The 19872-nt window shown below is 72.9% G+C and carries 19 protein-coding genes; 8 read left to right on the top strand and 11 right to left on the bottom strand.

Translation table 11 applies throughout. The features are described from left to right. Positions 1–39 precede the first annotated feature (39 nt). From ACSTA4_RS23890 to ACSTA4_RS23880, 3 genes are all read left to right on the top strand, one after another. Positions 40–1401: a phosphomannomutase/phosphoglucomutase gene (locus ACSTA4_RS23890; RefSeq protein ID WP_444961101.1), complete on the top strand. Its 1362-nt coding sequence runs from the start codon at positions 40–42 to the stop codon at positions 1399–1401. A 49-nt stretch (positions 1402–1450) separates the two neighbouring features. Continuing rightward, a complete protein-coding gene (locus ACSTA4_RS23885) occupies positions 1451–1627 on the top strand; it encodes a Trm112 family protein (protein ID WP_013154764.1) in 177 nt (58 codons plus the stop codon). Positions 1628–1768: 141 nt separating this feature from the next. Then, complete coding sequence (locus ACSTA4_RS23880) at positions 1769–3136, top strand: protein kinase domain-containing protein (protein ID WP_444961100.1); 1368 nt, start codon at positions 1769–1771, stop codon at positions 3134–3136. Between the two features lie 28 nt (positions 3137–3164). Here the strand turns inward: ACSTA4_RS23880 and ACSTA4_RS23875 are convergent, their stop codons facing one another. Then, a complete protein-coding gene (locus ACSTA4_RS23875) occupies positions 3165–4310 on the bottom strand; it encodes a hypothetical protein (RefSeq protein ID WP_248771883.1) in 1146 nt (381 codons plus the stop codon). Between the two features lie 95 nt (positions 4311–4405). Then, on the bottom strand, positions 4406–4816 hold the full coding sequence (locus tag ACSTA4_RS23870) for a MerR family transcriptional regulator (RefSeq protein ID WP_248771882.1): 411 nt from the start codon (positions 4814–4816) through the stop codon (positions 4406–4408). Positions 4817–4944: 128 nt separating this feature from the next. Here ACSTA4_RS23870 and ahcY (ACSTA4_RS23865) point away from each other — a divergent pair, with 128 nt between their 5' ends. Both ahcY (ACSTA4_RS23865) and ahcY (ACSTA4_RS23860) read left to right on the top strand, forming a co-directional pair. After that, positions 4945–6381: an adenosylhomocysteinase gene (ahcY, locus tag ACSTA4_RS23865; protein ID WP_444961099.1), complete on the top strand. Its 1437-nt coding sequence runs from the start codon at positions 4945–4947 to the stop codon at positions 6379–6381. A gap of 242 nt (positions 6382–6623) precedes the next feature. After that, the gene (ahcY, locus tag ACSTA4_RS23860; protein ID WP_248771880.1) at positions 6624–7886 is read left to right on the top strand and encodes an adenosylhomocysteinase; all 1263 of its coding nucleotides are present in this window, start codon (positions 6624–6626) and stop codon (positions 7884–7886) included. A 28-nt stretch (positions 7887–7914) separates the two neighbouring features. On the opposite strand, the gene ACSTA4_RS23855 is transcribed toward ahcY (ACSTA4_RS23860), so the two are convergent. Genes ACSTA4_RS23855 through ACSTA4_RS23845 form a run of 3 tightly spaced genes read right to left on the bottom strand, consistent with a single transcriptional unit; the run spans position 7915 to position 9236 of the window. Then, a complete protein-coding gene (locus ACSTA4_RS23855; protein WP_444961098.1) occupies positions 7915–8133 on the bottom strand; it encodes a type II toxin-antitoxin system HicB family antitoxin in 219 nt (72 codons plus the stop codon). 2 nt (positions 8134–8135) lie between these two features. Beyond that, positions 8136–8333 (bottom strand): type II toxin-antitoxin system HicA family toxin, encoded by a 198-nt coding sequence (locus ACSTA4_RS23850; protein WP_444961097.1) that lies wholly within the window; start codon positions 8331–8333, stop codon positions 8136–8138. Positions 8334–8378: 45 nt separating this feature from the next. Beyond that, positions 8379–9236, bottom strand: a complete 858-nt coding sequence (locus tag ACSTA4_RS23845; protein WP_444961096.1) for an RDD family protein — start codon at positions 9234–9236, stop codon at positions 8379–8381. A gap of 161 nt (positions 9237–9397) precedes the next feature. Between ACSTA4_RS23845 and ACSTA4_RS23840 the strand changes: the two genes are divergently transcribed. Beyond that, on the top strand, positions 9398–10402 hold the full coding sequence (locus ACSTA4_RS23840) for a stage II sporulation protein M (RefSeq protein WP_212642972.1): 1005 nt from the start codon (positions 9398–9400) through the stop codon (positions 10400–10402). 102 nt (positions 10403–10504) lie between these two features. Further along, a complete protein-coding gene (locus tag ACSTA4_RS23835) occupies positions 10505–10768 on the top strand; it encodes a DUF397 domain-containing protein (RefSeq protein ID WP_444961095.1) in 264 nt (87 codons plus the stop codon). Positions 10769–10893: 125 nt separating this feature from the next. On the opposite strand, the gene ACSTA4_RS23830 is transcribed toward ACSTA4_RS23835, so the two are convergent. The 6 genes from ACSTA4_RS23830 to ACSTA4_RS23805 all read right to left on the bottom strand — a co-directional run bounded on the left by ACSTA4_RS23830 (position 10894) and on the right by ACSTA4_RS23805 (position 18755). After that, positions 10894–12963: a tetratricopeptide repeat protein gene (locus ACSTA4_RS23830; RefSeq protein WP_444961094.1), complete on the bottom strand. Its 2070-nt coding sequence runs from the start codon at positions 12961–12963 to the stop codon at positions 10894–10896. Positions 12964–13027: 64 nt separating this feature from the next. After that, positions 13028–14332 (bottom strand): DUF58 domain-containing protein, encoded by a 1305-nt coding sequence (locus ACSTA4_RS23825; protein ID WP_416023162.1) that lies wholly within the window; start codon positions 14330–14332, stop codon positions 13028–13030. Further along, the gene (locus ACSTA4_RS23820; RefSeq protein ID WP_444961093.1) at positions 14332–15315 is read right to left on the bottom strand and encodes an AAA family ATPase; all 984 of its coding nucleotides are present in this window, start codon (positions 15313–15315) and stop codon (positions 14332–14334) included. Before ACSTA4_RS23820 ends, ACSTA4_RS23825 begins: the two co-directional genes overlap by 1 nt. A 58-nt stretch (positions 15316–15373) precedes the next feature. Continuing rightward, entirely contained in the window at positions 15374–16588 is a 1215-nt protein-coding gene (locus tag ACSTA4_RS23815; RefSeq protein WP_444961092.1) for a DUF4350 domain-containing protein, read from the bottom strand. Beyond that, complete coding sequence (locus ACSTA4_RS23810) at positions 16585–17208, bottom strand: DUF4129 domain-containing protein (protein WP_248771873.1); 624 nt, start codon at positions 17206–17208, stop codon at positions 16585–16587. Before ACSTA4_RS23810 ends, ACSTA4_RS23815 begins: the two co-directional genes overlap by 4 nt. Continuing rightward, entirely contained in the window at positions 17205–18755 is a 1551-nt protein-coding gene (locus ACSTA4_RS23805) for a glycerophosphoryl diester phosphodiesterase membrane domain-containing protein (protein ID WP_444961091.1), read from the bottom strand. Before ACSTA4_RS23805 ends, ACSTA4_RS23810 begins: the two co-directional genes overlap by 4 nt. Before the next feature lie 424 nt (positions 18756–19179). Here ACSTA4_RS23805 and mtrA point away from each other — a divergent pair, with 424 nt between their 5' ends. After that, positions 19180–19857: an MtrAB system response regulator MtrA gene (mtrA, locus tag ACSTA4_RS23800; RefSeq protein ID WP_013154750.1), complete on the top strand. Its 678-nt coding sequence runs from the start codon at positions 19180–19182 to the stop codon at positions 19855–19857. The last annotated feature ends 15 nt before the right edge of the window (positions 19858–19872 follow it).

Raw genomic sequence — 19872 nt, 5'->3', positions numbered from 1 at the left:
GGACCGAACCCAAGCAGGACCGACCTGGCCGGAGAAGACGTGGCTGACCTCGCAAGCATCTTCAAGGCATACGACGTGCGGGGCGTGATCCCCGACACCTTCGACGCCGACACCGCCCGGGCGATCGGAGCCGCCTTCGCCCGCGTGGTCGGCGGTGAGGCCGTGGTGGTCGCCCACGACATGCGCCCCTCCTCGCCCGAGCTCGCCACCGCCTTCGCCGAGGGCGTCACCGGCCAGGGCCTGGACGTGGTCTTCGCCGGACTCGGCTCCACCGACCTGCTCTACTACGGCTCGGGCCACCTGGACCTGCCCGGCGCCATGTTCACCGCCAGCCACAACCCCGCCGAGTACAACGGCATCAAGATGTGCCGGGCCGGGGCCGCGCCCATCAGCGGCGAGACCGGCCTGGACGACATCCGCCGCCTGGCCGAGGAGATTATGGAGGGGGGAGCGCCCGCCCACGACGGCCCCGCGGGGACGGTCACCCACCGCGACCTGCTGGCCGGATACGCGGACTACCTGCGCGAACTGGTCGACCTCTCGGGCATCCGCCCGCTCAGTGTCGCGGTGGACGCGGGCAACGGCATGGGCGGCCACACGGTCCCCGCCGTCCTGGAGGGCCTGCCGCTGGAGGTCGTCCCCCTCTACTTCGAGCTGGACGGCACCTTCCCCAACCACCCGGCCAACCCCCTGGACCCCGACAACCTGGTGGACCTCCAGGCCAAGGTCCGCGAGACCGGAGCCGACATCGGCCTGGCCTTCGACGGCGACGCCGACCGATGCTTCGTCGTGGACGAGAACGGCGACGCCGTCCCGCCCTCGGCCGTCACCGCCCTGGTGGCCGCCCAGGAACTGGAGCGCGAGCCGGGCGCCACGGTCATCCACAACCTCATCACCTCCCGGGCCGTCCCCGAGATCGTCCGCGAGAACGGCGGCGAGCCCGTCCGCACCCGGGTCGGGCACTCCTTCATCAAGGCCACCATGGCCGAGACGGGCGCGATCTTCGGCGGGGAGCACTCCGCCCACTACTACTTCCGCGACTTCTGGCGCGCCGACACCGGTATGCTCGCCGCGATGCACGTCCTGCGGGTGCTGGGCAACGACGACCGCCCCCTCTCCCGGATCGCCGAGGCCTACTCGCGCTACGCCGGGTCCGGCGAGGTCAACTCCGAGGTCGCCGACGCCCCCGGGCGGATGGCCGCGGTACGCGAGGCCTTCGCCGGGCGGGACGGCGTCACCGTCGACGAACTCGACGGCCTGACCGTCTCCCTCCCCGACGGGTCGTGGTTCAACGTGCGCGCCTCCAACACCGAACCGCTGCTGCGGCTCAACGTCGAGGCCCCCGACGAGGCGTCCATGGCCGGTCTGCGCGACGAGGTCCTGGCCATCGTCCGCGCCTGACCAGGCATCATGGGGGCAGAGGGACACCCCATTGCAGAGGAACGAGGACATGAGCACGAAGATCGACGGCTGGCTGCTGGAGATCCTGGCCTGCCCGCAGAGCCAGGCCCCGCTGCGCCACGACCCCGAGACCGACGAGCTGGTCTGCGACGAGAGCGGCCTGGCCTACCCCATCCGGGACGGCATCCCGGTCCTGCTGGTCGACGAGGCGCGAAAAATCGGGTGAGACCGGGAACGCCCCGGGCGTTCCAGCAGTCATAACGGTTGCGCCGGGGTAACGGGGCACGACGGGACGCACCACCGCGTTCCCCGCAACCCGTACCCTGGTGCTGCGCGCCCCCTCACCCCTATCTCCCGGAGGACACCGATGCCCGGTCCCGAACCGCTACTGCCGAGCGACCCCTCCTCGTTCGGCGAGTACAGCGTGACAGGGCGGCTGGGCAAGGGCGGCCAGGGAATCGTCTACCTCGCCGAGGACTCCGGCGGCGAGCAGTACGCGGTCAAGGTCCTCAACGACCAGTGGTCGCGCGACAGCGACCTGCGCAGGCGGTTCGAGAAAGAGGTCCGGGCGGCGCAGAAGGTCGCCTCCTTCTGCACCGCCGCGATCATCGAGGCCCGGCTCGACGGCGACCCGCCCTACGTGGTCAGCGAGTTCGTGCCGGGCAAGGACCTCCAGGAGACCATCGCCAAGGGCACCACCCAGAAGGGCTCCACCCTCCAGCGGCTCGCCATCACCACCGCCACCGCCCTGGTCGCCATCCACAAGGCGGGCATCGTCCACCGCGACTTCAAGCCCGGCAACGTGCTGATCGGCCCGGACGGGCCCCGCGTCATCGACTTCGGCATCGCCCGGATCGACGACGGCACCGCCACCATGACCAACTCGATCGTCGGCACGCCCTCCTACATGGCGCCCGAGCAGATCGAGGGCCGCGGCATCACCGACAAGTGCGACATCTTCGCCTGGGGCTGCGTCATCGCCTTCGCCTCCACCGGGCGGGCGCCGTTCGGCTCCGACACCGTCCCGGCGGTCGTCCACCGCGTGGTCAGCGCGCCCCCGGACCTGACCGACATGGACGAGGCCCTGCGCCCCATCGTCGAGTCCTGCCTGGACAAGAACCCGGACAACCGGCCCAACGCCCAGACGCTCCTCATGCGCCTGCTGGGCCACGAGGGCCCCGAGGCCTCCGGCCCCTCCACCGACGACGCCGTCAAGCAGGGCGAGCAGATCGCCCAGACCGGCCTGTTCACCGGCGCCCAGACGCCCTACCGGCCGCACACCGGGCCGCAGCAGCCGCACACGGGCCCCCAGCAGCCGCACAGCGGCCCGCAGGCGGGCGCCGCCGGGTACGCGCAGCCCGGCGCCTCCAACCCCCGTCCGGGCATGCCGGGGCACCCCATGGGCTCCGACCCCCGCCACGGCTTCGTCCACCCCGGCACCTCCAACCCCAGGCCCGGGGTCCCCGGCCACCCGGGCACGTCCAACCCCCGCCCGGGCGCCCCCGTCTACCCGCCCCCGCCGCCCGGCATGCCCCACGGCCTGCACGCGGGCGGCAACCCCATGCTCACGGGCATGAACCCCAACCAGACCTACGCCCGCACCGGGGCGCAGCAGCCCATGCCGCGCCCCGTCGAGCAGAACTCGGTGCTCCAGCAGAGCTGGGTGATTCCGGCGGTGCTCATCACCATCGTCATCCTGCTGCTGATCCTGCTCCTGCTGGCCATCAGCGGCTGACCGCCCGGCCGCCGGCGGCACCGACCGCTCAGACGCGGGTGAGCTCGTTCATGGCCCGGGACACGGCCTCGTCCACGAGGTCGCGCACCTGGGGCCAGCGGTCGTCCACGCAGTCCGTGGGCATCACGATCACACTGTCGGTGCCGGACATGCCCAGTGCGTCGCGCTCCCCCTCCGGGGTGGTCAGGCGCGCGTCCGCGGTGACCGCGAGCACCCCCGTCCGGGGGCGGCCCACCTCCTGGACCACCACGAACAGCGACAGGGACGCCCCGCCCACCGTCAGCTCCAGCGCCGTCCACCAGTGCGCGGCCCCCGGCGTGAGCAGGTTGCGCACCACCGCCTCCGAGGCGGTCCCGGGCTCGGAGTCGTCCGAACCGCCCGAGTACACCGACGTGCGCGCCGCGGGGTCCAGCGCCCGCAGGATCATGGCCAGCGAGCTGCGGCGCGAGCGCACGTAGTCCAGGACGCGGCGGCGCGTCACCGCCGCCAGCGGCGACACGGGGGAACGGGGTTCGGGGACGTGCTCGGGGGTCCAGCTCAGCTCGTCGAGCAGCGTGCCGGTCACCAGGCGCGCGAAGTGGCGGACCATCCCGGCCAGGCGCTCGTCGGCGTCGTGTCCGCTCCACGGCGGCGCCAGGGGGTCGGGCAGCAGCGGCGGGAAGTCCGCCCGCCGCAGCACCAGGGACGCCAGCAGCCACGGCAGCGCCCACGCGTGCGTGCCCTCGGGGCGCTCGGGGTCCAGCTCGGCCAGCACCGCCACGCCCTCGGCGTAGGTCTGGGCGGCGCGCACCACCGGATGGGCGGGCACCGAGGCGGCCCGCGCCAGCCGCAGCGCCTGCTCGGAGTCCACGGGGCGCTGGGGGGAGCGCGCGGGGCAGTCCTCAGGCAGGTTCCTGGCGCGCTCGGCCAGCTCCAGGACGAACGCGGCGGTGAACTGGCGCCCGGAGGCCCCGTCCGCCGCGGCGGAGACCACCAGCTCCTCCAAGGCGGGCCCGCCGCCCAGCGCCCGCACCCGGCGGCCGGTCAGCTCGCGCCGGGCCGCGTCCCGGGCCTGCCGGGGCTGGCTCTGCCGGTGCTGGGCCCAGATGGCCCGCAGCCGGTCGACGTCCATGAGTTCCTCGCGCACCAGGGCCGGCACCCGGTCCAGATCCGCACCGCAACGTAGGGTATCCACGTGTCTTCCGTAGCCAGTGGACAGTTGGCCAAAACCTGTCACGGGCCCCGACCTGTGGCCGCTACCGGACGCGTCGGAGCGTAAACCGGGGGTGTTCAGGGGCGGCGGCCGTGCAGCAGCCGCATCGCCTTCTGCTTCTCGAAGTCCAGCGCACGGGCGGGCGCCGCGGCGAGCCTGCCCAGCCGCTCCCCGTGCGAGCGCACCCGCGCCAGCACCTCGGGCTCGGCCAGCACCCGCAGGGCGAAGGCCAGCGCGGCGGGCGGGATGTCGAACTCGCGCTCCAGCTCCAGGCCCACCGCGATCGTGCGCAGGTCCTCCTCCGTGAACCGGCGGTGCCGGTGCCCGCGCCCGGTGGGCTGCTCCTGGGTGCGGGGCAGCAGGCCCAAGCCCTCGCGGTAGCGCAGCATCCGCGCGGTGGTGCCCACGCGCTCGGCGGCCGCGGAGATGGGCACGGGGCCGCGCGGCCGGAGGTCGGCGGGGATCGGGTCGTCGTCGAGGGCGGCCATGCACGCGACCCTAACCGAACCTCCCCACTGGGGAGCGCGAACCTGACAGTGAAATGTCAATTTCGCACGGTAGTCCCGGTCGCGGCCCTAGAATCGAGTGCGCCACGACCATCACGAGTGAGGAACGCATGGCTTTCGACTTCAAGGTCGCCGATCTCTCCCTGGCCGCCTTCGGACGCGACGAGATCCGGCTCGCCGAGCACGAGATGCCCGGCCTCATGGCCACCCGCGCCGAGTACGGGGAGAGCAAGCCCCTCCGGGGCGCGCGCATCATGGGCTCGCTGCACATGACCGTCCAGACCGCGGTCCTCATCGAGACCCTGGTCGCCCTGGGCGCCGAGGTGCGCTGGGTCAGCTGCAACATCTTCTCCACCCAGGACCACGCCGCCGCCGCGGTCGTCGTCGGCCCCGACGGCACCGCCGAGGACCCCAAGGGCGTCCCGGTCTTCGCCTGGAAGGGCGAGACCCTGGAGGAGTACTGGTGGTGCACCGAGCAGGCGCTGACCTGGCCGGGCGCCGAGGGCCCCAACATGATCCTGGACGACGGCGGCGACGCCACCATGCTCGTCCACAAGGGCGCCGAGTACGAGAAGGCGGGCGCGGTCCCCGACCCCGACAGCGCCGACAGCGAGGAGATGGGCGTCGTGCTGCGCCTGCTCAGCGCCAGCCTGGAGCGCGACAACACCAAGTGGACCCAGATCGCCGAGCGGATCCAGGGCGTCACCGAGGAGACCACCACCGGTGTCCTGCGCCTGTACGAGATGCGCCGCGAGGGCACCCTGGCCTTCCCCGCGATCAACGTCAACGACTCGGTCACCAAGAGCAAGTTCGACAACAAGTACGGCATCCGCCACTCGCTGCCGGACGGCATCATGCGCGCCACCGACGTGCTCATCGGCGGCAAGGTCGCGGTGGTGTGCGGTTACGGCGACGTCGGCAAGGGCGCGGCCGAGGCCCTGCGCGGCCAGGGCGCCCGCGTGATCGTCACCGAGATCGACCCCATCAACGCCCTCCAGGCGGCCATGGACGGCTACCAGGTCACGCTCCTGGAGGACGTCCTGGAGACCGGTGACATCTTCATCACCACCACCGGCAACTTCAACGTGATCATGGCCGACCAGATCACCCGCATGAAGCACCAGGCGATCGTCGGCAACGTCGGCCACTTCGACAACGAGATCGACATGGCGGGCCTGGCCAGGGTCCCCGGCGTCGTCAAGAAGGAGATCAAGCCGCAGGTCCACGAGTGGACCTTCCCCGACGGCAAGTCCGTCCTGGTGCTCTCCGAGGGCCGCCTGCTCAACCTGGGCAACGCCACCGGTCACCCCAGCTTCGTGATGTCCAACAGCTTCACCAACCAGGTCATCGCGCAGATCGAGCTGTTCACCAAGCCCGACGAGTACCCGACCGACGTCTACACGCTGCCCAAGATCCTCGACGAGAAGGTCGCCCGGCTGCACCTGGACGCGCTCGGCGTCAAGCTGACCCAGCTCACCAAGGAGCAGGCCGCCTACATCGGCGTGGACGTCACGGGTCCCTTCAAGCCCGACCACTACCGCTACTAGGCGGCGTTTCCCCGGGGCTCCGCTCCGCTTCGCCCACCCGTCGCCCGCCACCACCCTCAACGGACGGCCTGCGGCCGGAGCCCCTTCCCTGTTCGGGCGCCTCGAACACGGGAACCTTCGGATTCTCCGGTGTGACGGCTCGTTCCTCGCAGTCCCACCTACGAATCCTCCAGCACCCCGTGGGCGCTCGAACGCAACCCCCAGGGGTCGAGCCGACCAAGAGAGCAGGAGCCGGGCAGCACATGACACTCCCCTCCCACCAGGTGGCGGACCTCGGCCTCTCCGGGGCCGGGGTCCGCCGCGTGGACTGGGCCGAGCGCTCCATGCCGGTGCTGCGCAGCGTGCGCGAGCGCTTCGCCGCCGAACGCCCCCTGGACGGCCTGCGCGTGGCGGCGTGCCTGCACGTGACCGCCGAGACCGCCAACCTGCTGCGGGCCCTGCGCGCGGGCGGCGCGAGCGTGTGGCTGGCGGCGTCCAATCCGCTGTCCACACAGGACGACACCGCCGCCGCCCTGGTCACCGAGTACGGGGTTTCGGTCCACGCCTGGGCCGGAATGGACCCGGCGGCCTATGACCGGAACCTGGTCACGGTCCTGGAGTCGCGGCCGCACCTGCTGCTCGACGACGGGTGCGACCTGGTCAACACGGCCCACCTGGCCCGCCCCGACCTCCTCGACGGCGTGCTGGGCGGCTGCGAGCAGACCACCACCGGCGTGATCCGGCTGCGCCGGATGAGCGCCGAGGGAGAACTGCGGCTGCCCATGGTCGCGGTCAACGACACCGCCACCAAGCGCATGTTCGACAACCGGTACGGCACCGGCCAGTCCACCATCGACGGCATCCTGCGGGCCACCAACGCGCTGCTCGCCGGGCGCACGGTCGTGGTCGCCGGGTTCGGCTACTGCGGGCGCGGCCTGGCCGAGCGCGCCCGCGGCATGGGCGCCCGCGTGGTCGTCACCGAGGTCGACCCGGTCAAGGCCCTGGACGCGGTCATGCAGGGCTACACCGTCACCACCATGGAGGAGGCGGCCCCCGCCGGGGACGTGTTCGTCACCGTCACCGGCAACCGCGACGTGGTCCGCGCCGAGCACCTGGACCTGATGAAGGACGGCGCGATCCTGGCCAACTCCGGCCACTTCGACCTGGAGATCGACCTGAACGCCCTGGAGGGCCGGGCCGTGGAGGTCAACCGGGGCGTGCGCGAGCAGGCCGACGAGTACGTGCTGGCCGACGGGCGCCGCCTGCTCCTGCTGTCCGAGGGGCGCCTGGTCAACCTCGGCGCCGCCGAGGGGCACCCGGCCGCCGTGATGGACCTGTCCTTCGCCGTGCAGGCCCTGACCACGGCCTGGCTGGCCCGCAACGCCTCCGGCCTGGAGCCGGGCGTGGTGGAGGTGCCCGCCGAGACCGACACCGAGGTGGCCCGGCTCGAACTGGCCGCGCTGGGGGTGCGCATCGACGCGCTCACCCCCGGGCAGGAGGCCTACCTGCGCTCCTGGCACGCCTGACGGGCGGTCCCACGCCCGACCGGTCGCCTCAGGCCGCGCTCAGCGTGGTCGCGGCGACCGTCGCCGGAACGGGAACCGGCTCGCCGCGCTCACGGAGCACCTCCAGGTGACCGCGAACAGCCTCATGCATCTCGGCCAAGGCCTCGGCTTCGGTCTGCCCCAGAGCCACGCAACCGGGCAGGTCGGGGGACCAGGCTCCGTACCCACCGTCCTCGGCTCGCTCGATGATGACCGCGAACGTGCTCATCCCTACCTCCATGTGATGCCCGCCTGCTTCAGGATGCTTCTCTCGGTTCCGATCGGCAAGTCGTTACCGGGCTTACCAGCGATCGTCACCACGCCGGGTTTCTGGTCATGGACGAAGTGGCGGTGACTGCCGCGTGTGCGGTGCAGGTACCAGCCGTCCGCTTCGACCAGTTTGATGGCCTCGCGAACTTTGAGGGGCATGAGCACAACATACAGTGACCGGATCGGGTCTTTCCGTGTCCAGGTTCACCGGGAGGAGTGCGGTCCGTACCACTGCTGCTGGGGGCCGCCCTGCGGGTGCCCGGGCTGGGCGCGCTGGGCGGCCGCCTCGTGGCGGCGCCGGCGCTCGGCGAGCACCGCGGCCAGGAAGTAGGGCGGTGTGGTCCCCGGCGGCGGGGGCGGACTGATCTGCGCGGCCACCGTGTCGGCCAGCCGGACGCCCATCTCGTGGCGGGTGTGCTCGGCCAGCTCCCCGTACCGGAGCACGTACTGGCGCGCCGCCGCCGCGGTCTCCGGGGACAGCCGCGACAGCTCGGTGCCGGACGCCCAGGCCGCCAGGTGCGGGGGCATCGGGACGACCTCCTCGCGCGGCCTGCCGCCGCGCTCCTCCACCACCATCGTCCCGGCCACGAAGTCGCCCACGCGGCGGCCGTCGCGGTTGATCATGGACGTGATCAGCGCGACCACGCCGCTCGTCAGCCAGATCTCCACGAACGCGGCCAGTGCCCGGCCCAGCGCCTGACGGAACCGCTCGGGGGAGCCGTCGGTGCCGACCACGCGCAGGCCCAGGGCCATCTTGCCCAGGGAGCGCCCCCGGGAGACGGTCTCGAAGACGGCCGGGTAGCCGACCAGGATCAGGATCACGCTCGACAGCGACACGGCCGCGGTGATCGCGGGGTCCAGGTCCCTGCCGATCCAGGTGACCAGGACGCTCAGCGCGATCAGGGCGATGACCTGGACCAGGGCGTCGATGGCCAGAGCCGCGGCCCTGGTGGCGAAACCGGCCGGACGCAGGTCCAGGACCACGGCGTCACCCGTGACCAGAGGTGTCACGCCGTACACGTCGGCGCGGGCGTCGCCGTTGCCGGGATAGGACACCAGCACTCGCTCCCTCGGGGCTGTCTGAAACCGTCGTCCCGACATTACCCGGCACACGGGACGGCTGTTCGCAGCGGAGTCGGGAGCGAGCACCGGACGGGCGGGCCGGGAGGCCCGCGAACCGGTGCCAGAACCGGGCCGCGCGCGAAACGGATAGGGTTCCTTGCGTGGATATCGACGTGTTCGCCGCGGCGCACGCCCCGGAGTGGGAACGGCTGGACCGACTGGTGCGCGGGCGCCGCTCGCTGGACGGTGAGGAGATCGACGAACTCGTCGAGCTCTACCAGCGGGTGTCCACCCACCTGTCGGTGGTGCGCTCCTCCGGGCAGGACCCGGCGCTGGTGGGCAGGCTGTCCGCGCTGGTGGCCCGGGCCCGCTCCGCGGTGACCGGCGCGCACGCCTCCGCGTGGCGCGACGTCGGCGGGTTCTTCACCCGCGTCTTCCCGGCGGTGCTGTACCGGCTGCGGTGGTGGTGGATCGGCACCAGCGCGGGCATGGTCGCGATCGCGGCGGTCACCGCCCTGTGGATCGTGTCCGAGCCCGACGTGCTGCACGCCCTGGGCACGCCGGACTTCATGGCCCAGTACGTCGACCACGACTTCGCGAACTACTACATGGAGAACCCCCGGGGCTCGTTCGCCGCCCAGGTGTGGACCAACAACGCGTGGGTGTCGGCGCAGGCCATCATCTACGGCGTGGCCCTGGGGCTGCCGACCCTGGCGGTGCTGCTGATGAACGCGGTGAACGTGGGCGTCGCCGCGGGGATCATGCTCGCCCACGGCCAGGGCGACGTGTTCTTCGGTCTGCTGCTGCCGCACGGACTGCTGGAGCTGACCGCCGTCTTCGTCGCGGGCGGGGTGGGCCTCAAGCTGGGGTGGACGATCATCGCGCCCGGCGACCGCACCCGCATGCGCGCCCTGGGCGAGGAGGGGCGCGCCGCCATCGCGGTGGCCCTGGGGCTGGTGGCGGTGCTGTTCGTCTCCGGGATCATCGAGGGCGTGGTGACCGGCAACGCCGCGGCCGGGGTCATCCCGATCCCGGTGGCGCTGGGCATCGGCGTGCTGGCGGAGGCGCTGTTCCTGGTCTACGTGTTCACCGTGGGGAAGAAGGCCTACCAGGAGGGCGAGACCGGAGACCTGGAGAACGCCCCCGCCGCCGTCCCGGTGGCCTGAGGGCACTGGGACGGTCCGCCGCGCGCGCCGAGCCGTCCGCTCTCTGGCCGCTTGAGGTCACTGGCTGTTCCGGTGGGCGGGTGCCGTGCCATCATCCGGGATATGCAGACCGACGCCCTCCACTGGTCCGAGAGTTCCCACAGCGGTTTCGAGGGCGCGCGTCTGGAGGCTGCCTCCGCCCGCCCGGGCTGGTTCAAGAGCAGCCACAGCTCCGCGGAGAGCCACCACTGCGTGGAGGTGGCGTTCGGACACACGGGGAACTCCGTGCGGGTGCGTGACTCCTCGGTACCCCGGTCCGGGAACCTGGCGGTCAGTCGGGGGGAATGGTCCGCCCTGGTGCGTTCGCTGGGTGCGGCGGCGGACTGACCATCCCGGGATGGTCTCCGGGGCAGCACGAGGTCGGCGGTCGCGTGGTGCGCCTTGTTTCCACGGTAAGCCGGGGGAGCCGTCGATGGCGGCCCGTGTCGCCGCCGGTGGAAAACGCGTGCCCGTCAGTGTTCCGGTTCCGGCTGCTCGCCCCGTGCGGCCCGGTCCCGCCACTCCCGGGTTCGTTCGGTGTCGGGATGGTCCCTGCCCAGCGCCTGCTCGCGTACCTTCAGGCAGGCCTCGAACCAGCTCCGGGCGGCGTTGAGGTCACCGCTCTCGAAGGCGGCGCGGCCCAGGTAGTAGTCGGCCTGGGCGGTCAGCGGATGTCGTTCTCCCATGGTGCGCGCCCGGATCAGCCGTACCTCGCGGAACTCCTGTCCGGCGCTGACCGGGTCCCCCTTGCGCATCACGGCGTAGGCCAGGTTCTCCCACGCGGCCAGGGCCCTGGCGTCCTCCGGTCCGGATACGCGGCGCCAGGCGTCGAGCACGGCACGGAACTCCTCCATCGCGGTTCCCCACTCCTCGCGTCTGATCGCTATGAGGGCGAGTTGGAAGCGCGCGTCCAGGGTGTTCTCGTGGTCGGGGCCGTGGTGGAGTCCGCTGAGCTCGAACAGAGCACGGTACTCGGTCTCAGCCTCATCGACGAGCCCCTGGTTCATCTGGGCCTCGGCACGGTGGTGCCTCGCTCTGAGCGTGAGCGGGTGCGTGGGACCGAGGAGTTCTTCGGCGTCTCTCCACATCTGTGTCGCGCTTTCACCGGCCCACTCCGTGAGGCCCAGATGGATGAGCCTGCGATTGAGCTGTGCAGTATCGCTCATGGATGCCCGCACCATGGACGCGGCATTGGCCTCGATCGCCGACAAGTCCTTCGAACGAAGCCGTGCGCGCAGCTTCATGATGTTGGTGTAGGCGGTCAGCTCGACCAGGGGGTCGTGATCCTGTTGCCAGGTGAGCAGCTCCTCCGCCTTCTCCAACAGTGGAAGCTCGGAGGTGGTGAACCCGGCGCGTACCGTCTCCGAAACCAGCGGGTGGAGGCGCAGCACGGTCTCTCCGTGGGCTGTCACCACCGTGACCAGGCCCTGCACGACGAGGGAGTTCACGGCGCGCGCCAGCTCCGCCTCGTCCAGGAAACCGAGGGGATCACCACTCATCCTGGACATGGGCAGCCGACGCAGGGGGATCTCCCGGCCCTTCCCACCGAAGATCGACAGCAGCTTCAACAGCGGCACCGCCCGGGGCTCGCGCTCCTCCACCAGGCGCAGGGACAGCTCCCACACCCCCGACAGCAGCCCGCGCTCGACGTCGCCACCGGTGACGAAGGGCGCCGCCAGCTCGTCCAGGGCCCCGACGCCCTCGTCGAGCCGCGCCAGCAGCGCGTGCGCGTCCGGGAACAGCACCCGGTGCGTGGCCAGGATCCGCCCGGCCAGCGACAGCGCCAGCGGCACCCCGCCCAACCTCCGGGCCAGCTCCTCCGCGCCCGCGAGCCCGGCCGCACCGCCCGCCCCCGCGTGGTCGGCCAGCGCCTCGGACGCCGCCGACCCCTCCAGCTCCCCGATCCGGTGCACCCGCGCGGGCGCCCACTGCGCGGGGTCGTCCACCCGGCTGGTCACCAGCACGAACCCGCCCGGACTCGCCCGCATCCACCCCAGCTGGTCACCGGGCCGGTTCTCCGGGTCCAGCTCCTCGGGCCGGTCGGCGTTGTCGATCACCAGCAGCCACGGCCGCGCCGCCGCGTCCAAATGCCGCCACACCCACCGGGCCGCCTGGCGCCGAGCCCCCTTCACCCGTTCGGCCTCCTGCCGGGAGCCGCCCACCTCCACGGCGGCCTCGACCATGCTCGACGCCACGCTCCCGGGCCGGAGCCAGAACACCGTCCACCCGTCGCGCCGCGCACGCTCGGCCAGCGCCGCCGCCACCGTGGTCTTGCCGAACCCGCCCGGCCCGGTCAGCACGTGCGGAACCGGCGCACCGGCCTCCATCGCCCCGCCGAGGGCCTCCAGGAGCTCCTCACGCCCCCGTACGGCCGTCGCCGGGCGCGGCGGGTCCAGGGACACGTCGGCGAGAGGCGGCGGCGCGGGAGCGGGCGCGTGGAGGGTCACGCCGCCGTGGATGTCGCGCACTTGGAGCAGTTGGCCGTGGACGGCGCCGGTGGAGGCGTTGCCATGGCCGTCGGGGGGAGGAACCATGCCCTCCATACTGCACGTCCGGGCGCCGCCCCGATGGGGCGGCACCCGGACGGTGAGGGCGGGAGGACCGGGCCTACAGCCTGCCCTGCGCCTTGAGGTTGATGTAGGCGTCCGCCAACGCGGGCGCGATGTGCTCGGGGTCGGCGTCGACCACCTCCACGCCCATCCGGCGCAGCTCGGCGGTCACCCGCCTCCGCTCGCCCAGCGTCCGCTCCGCGGCGGCCGCCCGGTACAGCGCGTCCGCGCTGCCCCGCTCTGCGGCCATCAGCTCCACCGCCGGATCGTTGACCGCGGCGACCAGCAGCAGGTGCCGGGAGGTGAGCACGGGCAGCCTCGGCAGCAGCCCCTCCTCCAGCGACGCCGCGTTCAGGTCGGTCAGCAGCACCACCAGCCGCCGGGCCCGCCCCTGCGTGCCCAGGACGGTCCCCACCAGGCCCGCCGGGTCGGACTCCACCAGCTCCGCCTCCAGCGGCGCCATGGCCTCCACTATCCGGCCCACCTGCTGTCCGCCCTTGCCGGACGAACGCACCTGCGCGCGCGTGCGCCGGTCGTAGGCGAGGAAGTCCACCCGGTCGCCCGCCCTGCCCGCCAGCGCGGCCAGCAGCAGCGCGGCGTCCATGGCGTGGTCCAGGCGCGGGGTGTCGCCCACCCGCCCGGCCGACGTGCGCCCGGTGTCCAGCACGATGAGGATGCGCCGGTCCCTCTCGGGCCGCCACGTGCGCACCACCACCCCGTCGCCGCGGGCCGTAGCCCGCCAGTCGATCGAGCGCACGTCGTCGCCGGGCACGTAGTCGCGCAGGGAGTCGAACTCGCTGCCCTGGCCGCGCACCATCGCCGTGTGCTGCCCCTCCAGCTCGCGCAGGCGGGACAGCTTGCCCGGCAGGTGGCGTCTGCTGTGGAAGGGCGGCAGCGTGCGCACGGTCCACGGCGCGGGCAGCGTCCGCTGCCTGCCCGCCAGCCCCAGCGGCCCCAGACTGCGCACGGTCACGCCCGCGGCCCGGGCGTCGCCGCGCCGCGTCGGGGTCAGGACGGTCCTCACCCGGCGCCGCTCCCCGGCCGGTACCCGCAGCGGCTGGCTGCGCGGCGCGGCGTGCGAGCTCGGCGGCCAGGCGTCGCGCACCGACCCCCGCAGCCCCCGCCGCGTGGGGTTGGCGACGGTCACGTACACCGTCGCCGAGTCGCCCAGGCGCAGCGACGTGTCGCCCTCCCGGGACAGCAGCACCGCCTTGGGGCTCGCCGCCAGCACGACGTCCAGGGCGAGCAGCGCCGCCAGCACGCCCAGGGCCGCGGCCGCGGCCCCGGCTCCGATCAGACCGGACAGCGCCACCGCGACCGTGGCCGCCAGCGCCAGCAGCACCGCCCGGCCGGTGACCACCATCAGCGCGGCACCGGGACGGAGGCGAGCACACCGTCCAGGATTCCGTCGGTGGTCGCACCCTCCAGCTCGGCCTCGGGGCGCAGCGAGATCCGGTGCCGCAGCGTGCCCTTGGCCAGCGCCTTCACGTCGTCGGGGGTGACGTAGTCGCGGCCCGACAGCCACGACCACGCCCGGCTGGTGCGCAGCAGCGCCGTGGCGCCGCGCGGGGACGCGCCCAACTGGAGGGACGGCGACTGCCGGGTGGCCCGGCACAGGTCCACGATGTAGCCCAGGACCTCGGGCGCCACCCGCACGCGCTCCACGGCCAGCCGGGCCGCGCGCAGCTCCGCCGCGCCCGCCACCGCGGTGACCCCGGCCGCGACCAGGTCGCCCGGGTCGAAACCGGCCGCGTGGCGGCCCAGCATCTCCACCTCGGCCGCCCGCTCGGGCAGCGGGACGGTCACCTTGAGCAGGAACCGGTCCAGCTGGGCCTCGGGCAGCGGATAGGTGCCCTCGTACTCCACCGGGTTCTGGGTGGCGGCCACCATGAACGGGTCGGGCAGCGCGGACGGCCTGCCCTCCACGGTCACCTGGCGCTCCTCCATCGCCTCCAGCAGCGAAGCCTGGGTCTTGGGCGGGGTCCGGTTGATCTCGTCCGCGAGCAGCAGGTTGGTGAAGACCGGCCCCTCCATGAACTCGAACTTCGCGGTGTGCTGGTCGTAGACCAGCGAACCCGTCACGTCGCCCGGCATCAGGTCCGGGGTGAACTGCACCCGCTTGTGGTCCAGGGACAGCGCCGCCGCGAGGGTGCGCACCAGCAGCGTCTTGGCGACACCGGGCACGCCCTCCATCAGCACGTGGCCGCGGCACAGCAGCGCCACGACCATCGCGGTCACCGTCTCGTCCTGGCCCACGACCGCCTTGGCCACCTCGCGGCGCAGGGTGACCAGGGCCGCGCGCGCCTCGTCGGCTGATGGCAGTGCCTCGGGTGTGAAGGCGCTCACGTGCCGTCTACCTCTCTCGATACCTCAGTGGTCGGTCGCTGGTCCCCTCGGCTCAGGGTCACCGGAGCCTCCGGGCGCGCTCGTCGAGTTCGTCGGCGAGCCTGACCAGCATGTCGTCGTCGCCCGCGTACGGGTCGGGGTGCCCGGGGTGGAGCAGGGCCCGCAGGTGGGCGGGGTCGTCACCGGTCCGCGAGGCGACCGCCGCCACGACCGCGTCGGGCGCGGCGTCCGCGCCCAGCCCGAGCTTGGGCGCGACGCGGTCCAGGAACCCCGACCGCAGCGCGGCCGCGGCCCGGTCCCGGGCTCTGCGCGACTGGTACAGCCCCGCACGCCCCTCGGTGGTCTCCGAGGCGCGCACCACCACGGGCAGCGACTCGGGCACCAGGGCGCCCATCCGGCGTCCCCGCCACAGGGCGAGCAGCGCCAGCGCGGCCACCAGCGGAACCAGCGACCAGCGCAGACCCAGCGGCAGCAGCTGCCACAGCCCGGAGCCGCCCTCCTGCTGGGGCGGGTCGGGGCGCAGCCACACCACGTCCTCGGCGGCCAGGAGGTTCATCACCAGCGCGGCGTTGCCCCCGGCGGAGAGCGCGGTGTTGGTCAGCGGCCTGCCGGTGCCCAGCACGGTCGTGGCGGACCCGTCCCGCTCCACCCGGACCAGGGCGTCGCCGCTGCCGCCGGGGTAGCAGCCCACGGCCCGGGCGCCGGACCCGGCCGTGTACAGCTCACCGGCGAGGTAGGCCTCGCCCGCGGCCTCGGCGGCCGACAGCCCGCACCCGGGGACGTAGGGGGTCTCCGGGTTCGGGAACCTCTCCGGTTCCTCCCGGCCGGTCATCGTCACCCCGGGGGCGAACGCCTCCAGGGACTGCGTGGACGGCTGCACCAGGACGGTGTCCACGTCGAGCGCGGCCAGGGACTCCAGCTCCTCGGGGAGCAGGCGGTGGTCCAGGAAGACGGCGAGCACGGCGTCGTCCCCGGCGTCGGCCACGGCCTCCTCGGCGGCGGCGGAGGAGCGCACCACGTGCACGTCGCGGTCCTCCTCCAGCACGTTCACCAGCGCCCGGGTGCCGTCCGGGTCGATGGAACCGGGCTCCAGGTGGCCGGTGGGGAACTGCTCGCTGCCCAGCGACAGCAGCACCGAGACCGTGACGAGCGCGGCCACCACGGCTGCCGGAACCCGGACCGAGCGCCACACCCGCAGGACGCGCGAGTCCTCCCGGGAGGGCGCGCGGACGGGGGAGCGCGGGGGCGCGGCCGGGGGAGCGGTGGCCGTCATCGGCCCACCTCCCCGACGGGCCGGGCGGCCCTGAGCCGCGTGTCCAGTTCGCGCAGGAGGCGCGCGGAGTCGGCGGTGGCCGGGCGGTCGCCGTAGGCCACGTCGTTGAAGATCCGCGCGCCCTCGCTCAGCCCCTCGGCCTCGGCGGTCAGCACGGCGGAGGCCTCCGCGGCCAGCTCGGTCGCGGTGCGCCCCGCGCGCGGGGTGATGATCGCCCGCTCCTCCAGGTCCACGCTGATGGCCCTCAGCCTCTCCGTGACGGCGGCCGCGAACTCACCGGCCCTCTCGTGCCGGTCGGCGGCGGCCCGGTGGTCGGCCGCGTCCAGCGGCGCGCCCTCGTGCACGGGCGCGCCCGCGCGGCGGCCGCGGGTCGGGCGCAGCCAGAACACCAGCCAGACCAGCAGGACCGCGACGACCACCAGCAGCGGCCCGAGGACCGTCCAGCCGCCGAGGGCGTCCGGCGCCCGGGAGACCAGGTCCCCGAGGAGCTCGTCGAGCCAGGAGAGGAAGCGGTCCCACAGCGAGGGCTCCTGTTCCCCGTACAGGGGGTCGCTCAGCTCCTCGACGGCACGCCGCTGCCCCTCCTCGCGGGTCACCTCCCCGACGGCGGGCGCACTCACGTCCGCGGCTCCGGCAGGTAGATCTCCGGGCCCGCCTCATAGCCCGCCTGGGCCACCTGGTGCAGCTTCAGGTCCAGGCCCTCGCTGCGCATCCGGGCGTCCACGTAGAGCAGGGTGGTCACGCCCACGGTGAAGGGCGTGGTGATCGCGGAGGCGATGACGGTCCCCACGTAGACGACCGCGCCCGAGGCGACCGCGGCCCAGGTCGCGCCGGGCGCGACGAGGATGAAGACGGCGGAGACGACGCCGAAGGGCGTGCTCAGCAGGCCGCTGACGAAGCCCATCAGGATCACGGCCAGCAGAGCGATGCCGAAGGTCCGCCACCACCTGCCCTGCGTCAGCCGCCACGAGCGGGCGAGGGCCGCGCCCACGCCGACGCGTTCGAGCACCACGATCGGCATGGCGAAGTAGATGCGGATGTAGATCCACGCCATCAGGGCGATGCCGCCGATGATGCCCAGCACCACCGAGGCGATGACGATGGTGACCCCCAGCCCCTGACTGCTGGAGACGGCCACGAAGACGCCCAGGAACAGGCCGACGAACCCCACCACGACGATGACCATGGAGAGCGCGAAGAAGATCAGCAGTTGCAGCAGCGCCAGCCCGACGACGGCCCCGATGCGGTCCTTGACGGCGGCCCAGGCCTCGGACGGGCTGAGCTTGCGGCCGAGGACCGCCATGCCGACCACGGCCGTGAGCAGGCCGGTGACCAGGATGATCCCGGCCTGGGTCAGCAGGGTCCCGGCGTAGTTGGCGACGACGGACCAGCCGCTGAACGGGAGCGGGTCGTCGGGGTCGAGCGACGCGGGGTCGGCCATCATCTGGTCGAGGAAGGCCCCGTAGTCGGACAGGTACGCGCCGGCGCCGACCGAGCTGATGATGCTCGCGACCGCCATGACCACCAGCGTGAGGCCGACGGTGGTCTTGGGGTTGTTGCGGATGAGGCTGAACGCACCGTTGTAGATGTCCCCGAGCGTCATGGGCCGGAGCGCGACCACGCCCGGCTTGGGCGCGCGCGGCTGCCCGTACGGGGGCTGTTGGCCGTATCCGGCCGGTGCTCCGTATCCGGGCTGTCCGTAACCGGGTTGCTGGCCGTACTGTCCGTAGCCCGGCTGCTGACCGTATCCGGACTGCTGCCACTGCGCCTGCTGGCCGTGGCCGTACTGGCCGTGACCCGGCGGCTGCCCGTACGCGGGCTGCTGTCCGTAACCGCCGCCCTGGGACGGCTGCTGGCCGGAGGCGTGCTGCCCGTACTGTCCGTATCCGGGCTGCTGCCCGGAGGGCGCCTGCCCGTAGTGCTGTTGACCGTACCCGGGAGCCTGCTCGGGAGGGGCGAAGCCCGGCTGCCCCTGGGGCGCCTGACCGGTCGGGGCGGAGTCCGGACCCGCACCGGAGGGCGCGGAGGAGGCGGAGGACGGTCCCTCCTGACCGGGGGCGGCCCATCCGCCGGACGCGGGCGGGGGAGCGGCCTCGGGGGCCCCGCCGCCGTCCGGTCCGTCCGGGGGGTTCCCCGACGTGTCCCGGTGGTCGTCCTCCTGGGTCATCTGCCCCGCCCTCCATGGGGTTCGGTTACGCTGCGCGAGCACGCTTCCGCGGTTTTCGGCCTCTGGTCAACCAACCTACCCGCCGGTTCCACCGGTGCCCGCGATGTTCGGGCTTATGCGGGCGCAACCGACCCACTTCATTCCTTTTGTATGCTTTCTGTTACCAACCGGCCGAGTCGCGAAGGTTCGCGTGCCAGGTCACCAGGGTCGACGCGCCGCAGGCCGAAACGGTTCCCACGGACCGAAAAACACCGACCACTCTCCCGATCCCGCCCGAAGGTGGCAAGGTGGGGGGAGGACGAAGCAGTTCCCCGCGTCTCGGGGCGCACCGAACGTTCATGCCGCTTGAGTGTTTTCAGAGAGAGGAGTAGGCGCCGCCGTACCCGCCCGCCCGCGGGTCCGACGCCCGGCGCCGGACGCACCGATGAAGGGACGTGTACTGGTTGTCGACGACGACCTCGCCCTCGCTGAGATGCTGGGCATCGTTCTGCGTGGAGAGGGGTTCGAGCCCTCGTTCGTGCACGACGGGGACAAGGCCCTGGAGGCCTTCCGCGAGACCAAGCCCGACCTGGTCCTCCTCGACCTGATGCTCCCCGGCGCCGACGGGATCGACGTCTGCCGTCAGATCCGCGCCGAGTCCGGCGTGCCCATCGTGATGCTCACCGCCAAGAGCGACACCATCGACATCGTCCTCGGGCTGGAGTCGGGCGCCGACGACTACATCGTCAAGCCCTTCAAGCCCAAGGAGCTCGTCGCCCGCGTCCGCGTGCGCCTGCGCCGCACCGAGGAGCCCGCGCCCGAGGTGCTCCAGATCGGGGACATCACCATCGACGTCGCCGGGCACGCCGTGCGCCGCGACGGCGAGCAGATCAGCCTCACCCCGCTGGAGTTCGACCTCCTGGTCGCCCTGGCCCGCAAGCCGCGCCAGGTCTTCACCCGCGAGGTGCTCCTGGAGCAGGTCTGGGGCTACCGGCACGCCGCCGACACCCGCCTGGTCAACGTCCACGTCCAGCGCCTGCGCGCCAAGATCGAGAAGGACCCGGAGCACCCCGAGGTCGTCGTGACCGTCCGCGGCGTCGGCTACAAGGCCGGAACCGCCTGATCCTCCCGAGCCGCA

The sequence above is a fragment of the Nocardiopsis sp. M1B1 genome (assembly GCF_052466615.1).
This window is presented reverse-complemented; position numbering and strand designations above follow the sequence as displayed.

Bases quoted from the DNA above. Each gene is read 5' to 3' on its own strand.
- ACSTA4_RS23855 (WP_444961098.1), bottom strand. From the start codon at position 8,133: ATGAGCACGTTCGCGGTCATCATCGAGCGAGCCGAGGACGGTGGGTAC.
- ahcY (WP_248771880.1), top strand. From the start codon at position 6,624: ATGACACTCCCCTCCCACCAGGTGGCGGACCTCGGCCTCTCCGGGGCC.
- ACSTA4_RS23885 (WP_013154764.1), top strand. From the start codon at position 1,451: ATGAGCACGAAGATCGACGGCTGGCTGCTGGAGATCCTGGCCTGCCCG.
- ACSTA4_RS23815 (WP_444961092.1), bottom strand. From the start codon at position 16,588: ATGACGGCCACCGCTCCCCCGGCCGCGCCCCCGCGCTCCCCCGTCCGC.
- ACSTA4_RS23835 (WP_444961095.1), top strand. From the start codon at position 10,505: ATGCAGACCGACGCCCTCCACTGGTCCGAGAGTTCCCACAGCGGTTTC.
- ahcY (WP_444961099.1), top strand. From the start codon at position 4,945: ATGGCTTTCGACTTCAAGGTCGCCGATCTCTCCCTGGCCGCCTTCGGA.
- ACSTA4_RS23825 (WP_416023162.1), bottom strand. From the start codon at position 14,332: ATGGTGGTCACCGGCCGGGCGGTGCTGCTGGCGCTGGCGGCCACGGTC.
- ACSTA4_RS23870 (WP_248771882.1), bottom strand. From the start codon at position 4,816: ATGGCCGCCCTCGACGACGACCCGATCCCCGCCGACCTCCGGCCGCGC.
- mtrA (WP_013154750.1), top strand. From the start codon at position 19,180: ATGAAGGGACGTGTACTGGTTGTCGACGACGACCTCGCCCTCGCTGAG.
- ACSTA4_RS23850 (WP_444961097.1), bottom strand. From the start codon at position 8,333: ATGCCCCTCAAAGTTCGCGAGGCCATCAAACTGGTCGAAGCGGACGGC.
- ACSTA4_RS23805 (WP_444961091.1), bottom strand. From the start codon at position 18,755: ATGACCCAGGAGGACGACCACCGGGACACGTCGGGGAACCCCCCGGAC.
- ACSTA4_RS23880 (WP_444961100.1), top strand. From the start codon at position 1,769: ATGCCCGGTCCCGAACCGCTACTGCCGAGCGACCCCTCCTCGTTCGGC.
- ACSTA4_RS23830 (WP_444961094.1), bottom strand. From the start codon at position 12,963: ATGGAGGGCATGGTTCCTCCCCCCGACGGCCATGGCAACGCCTCCACC.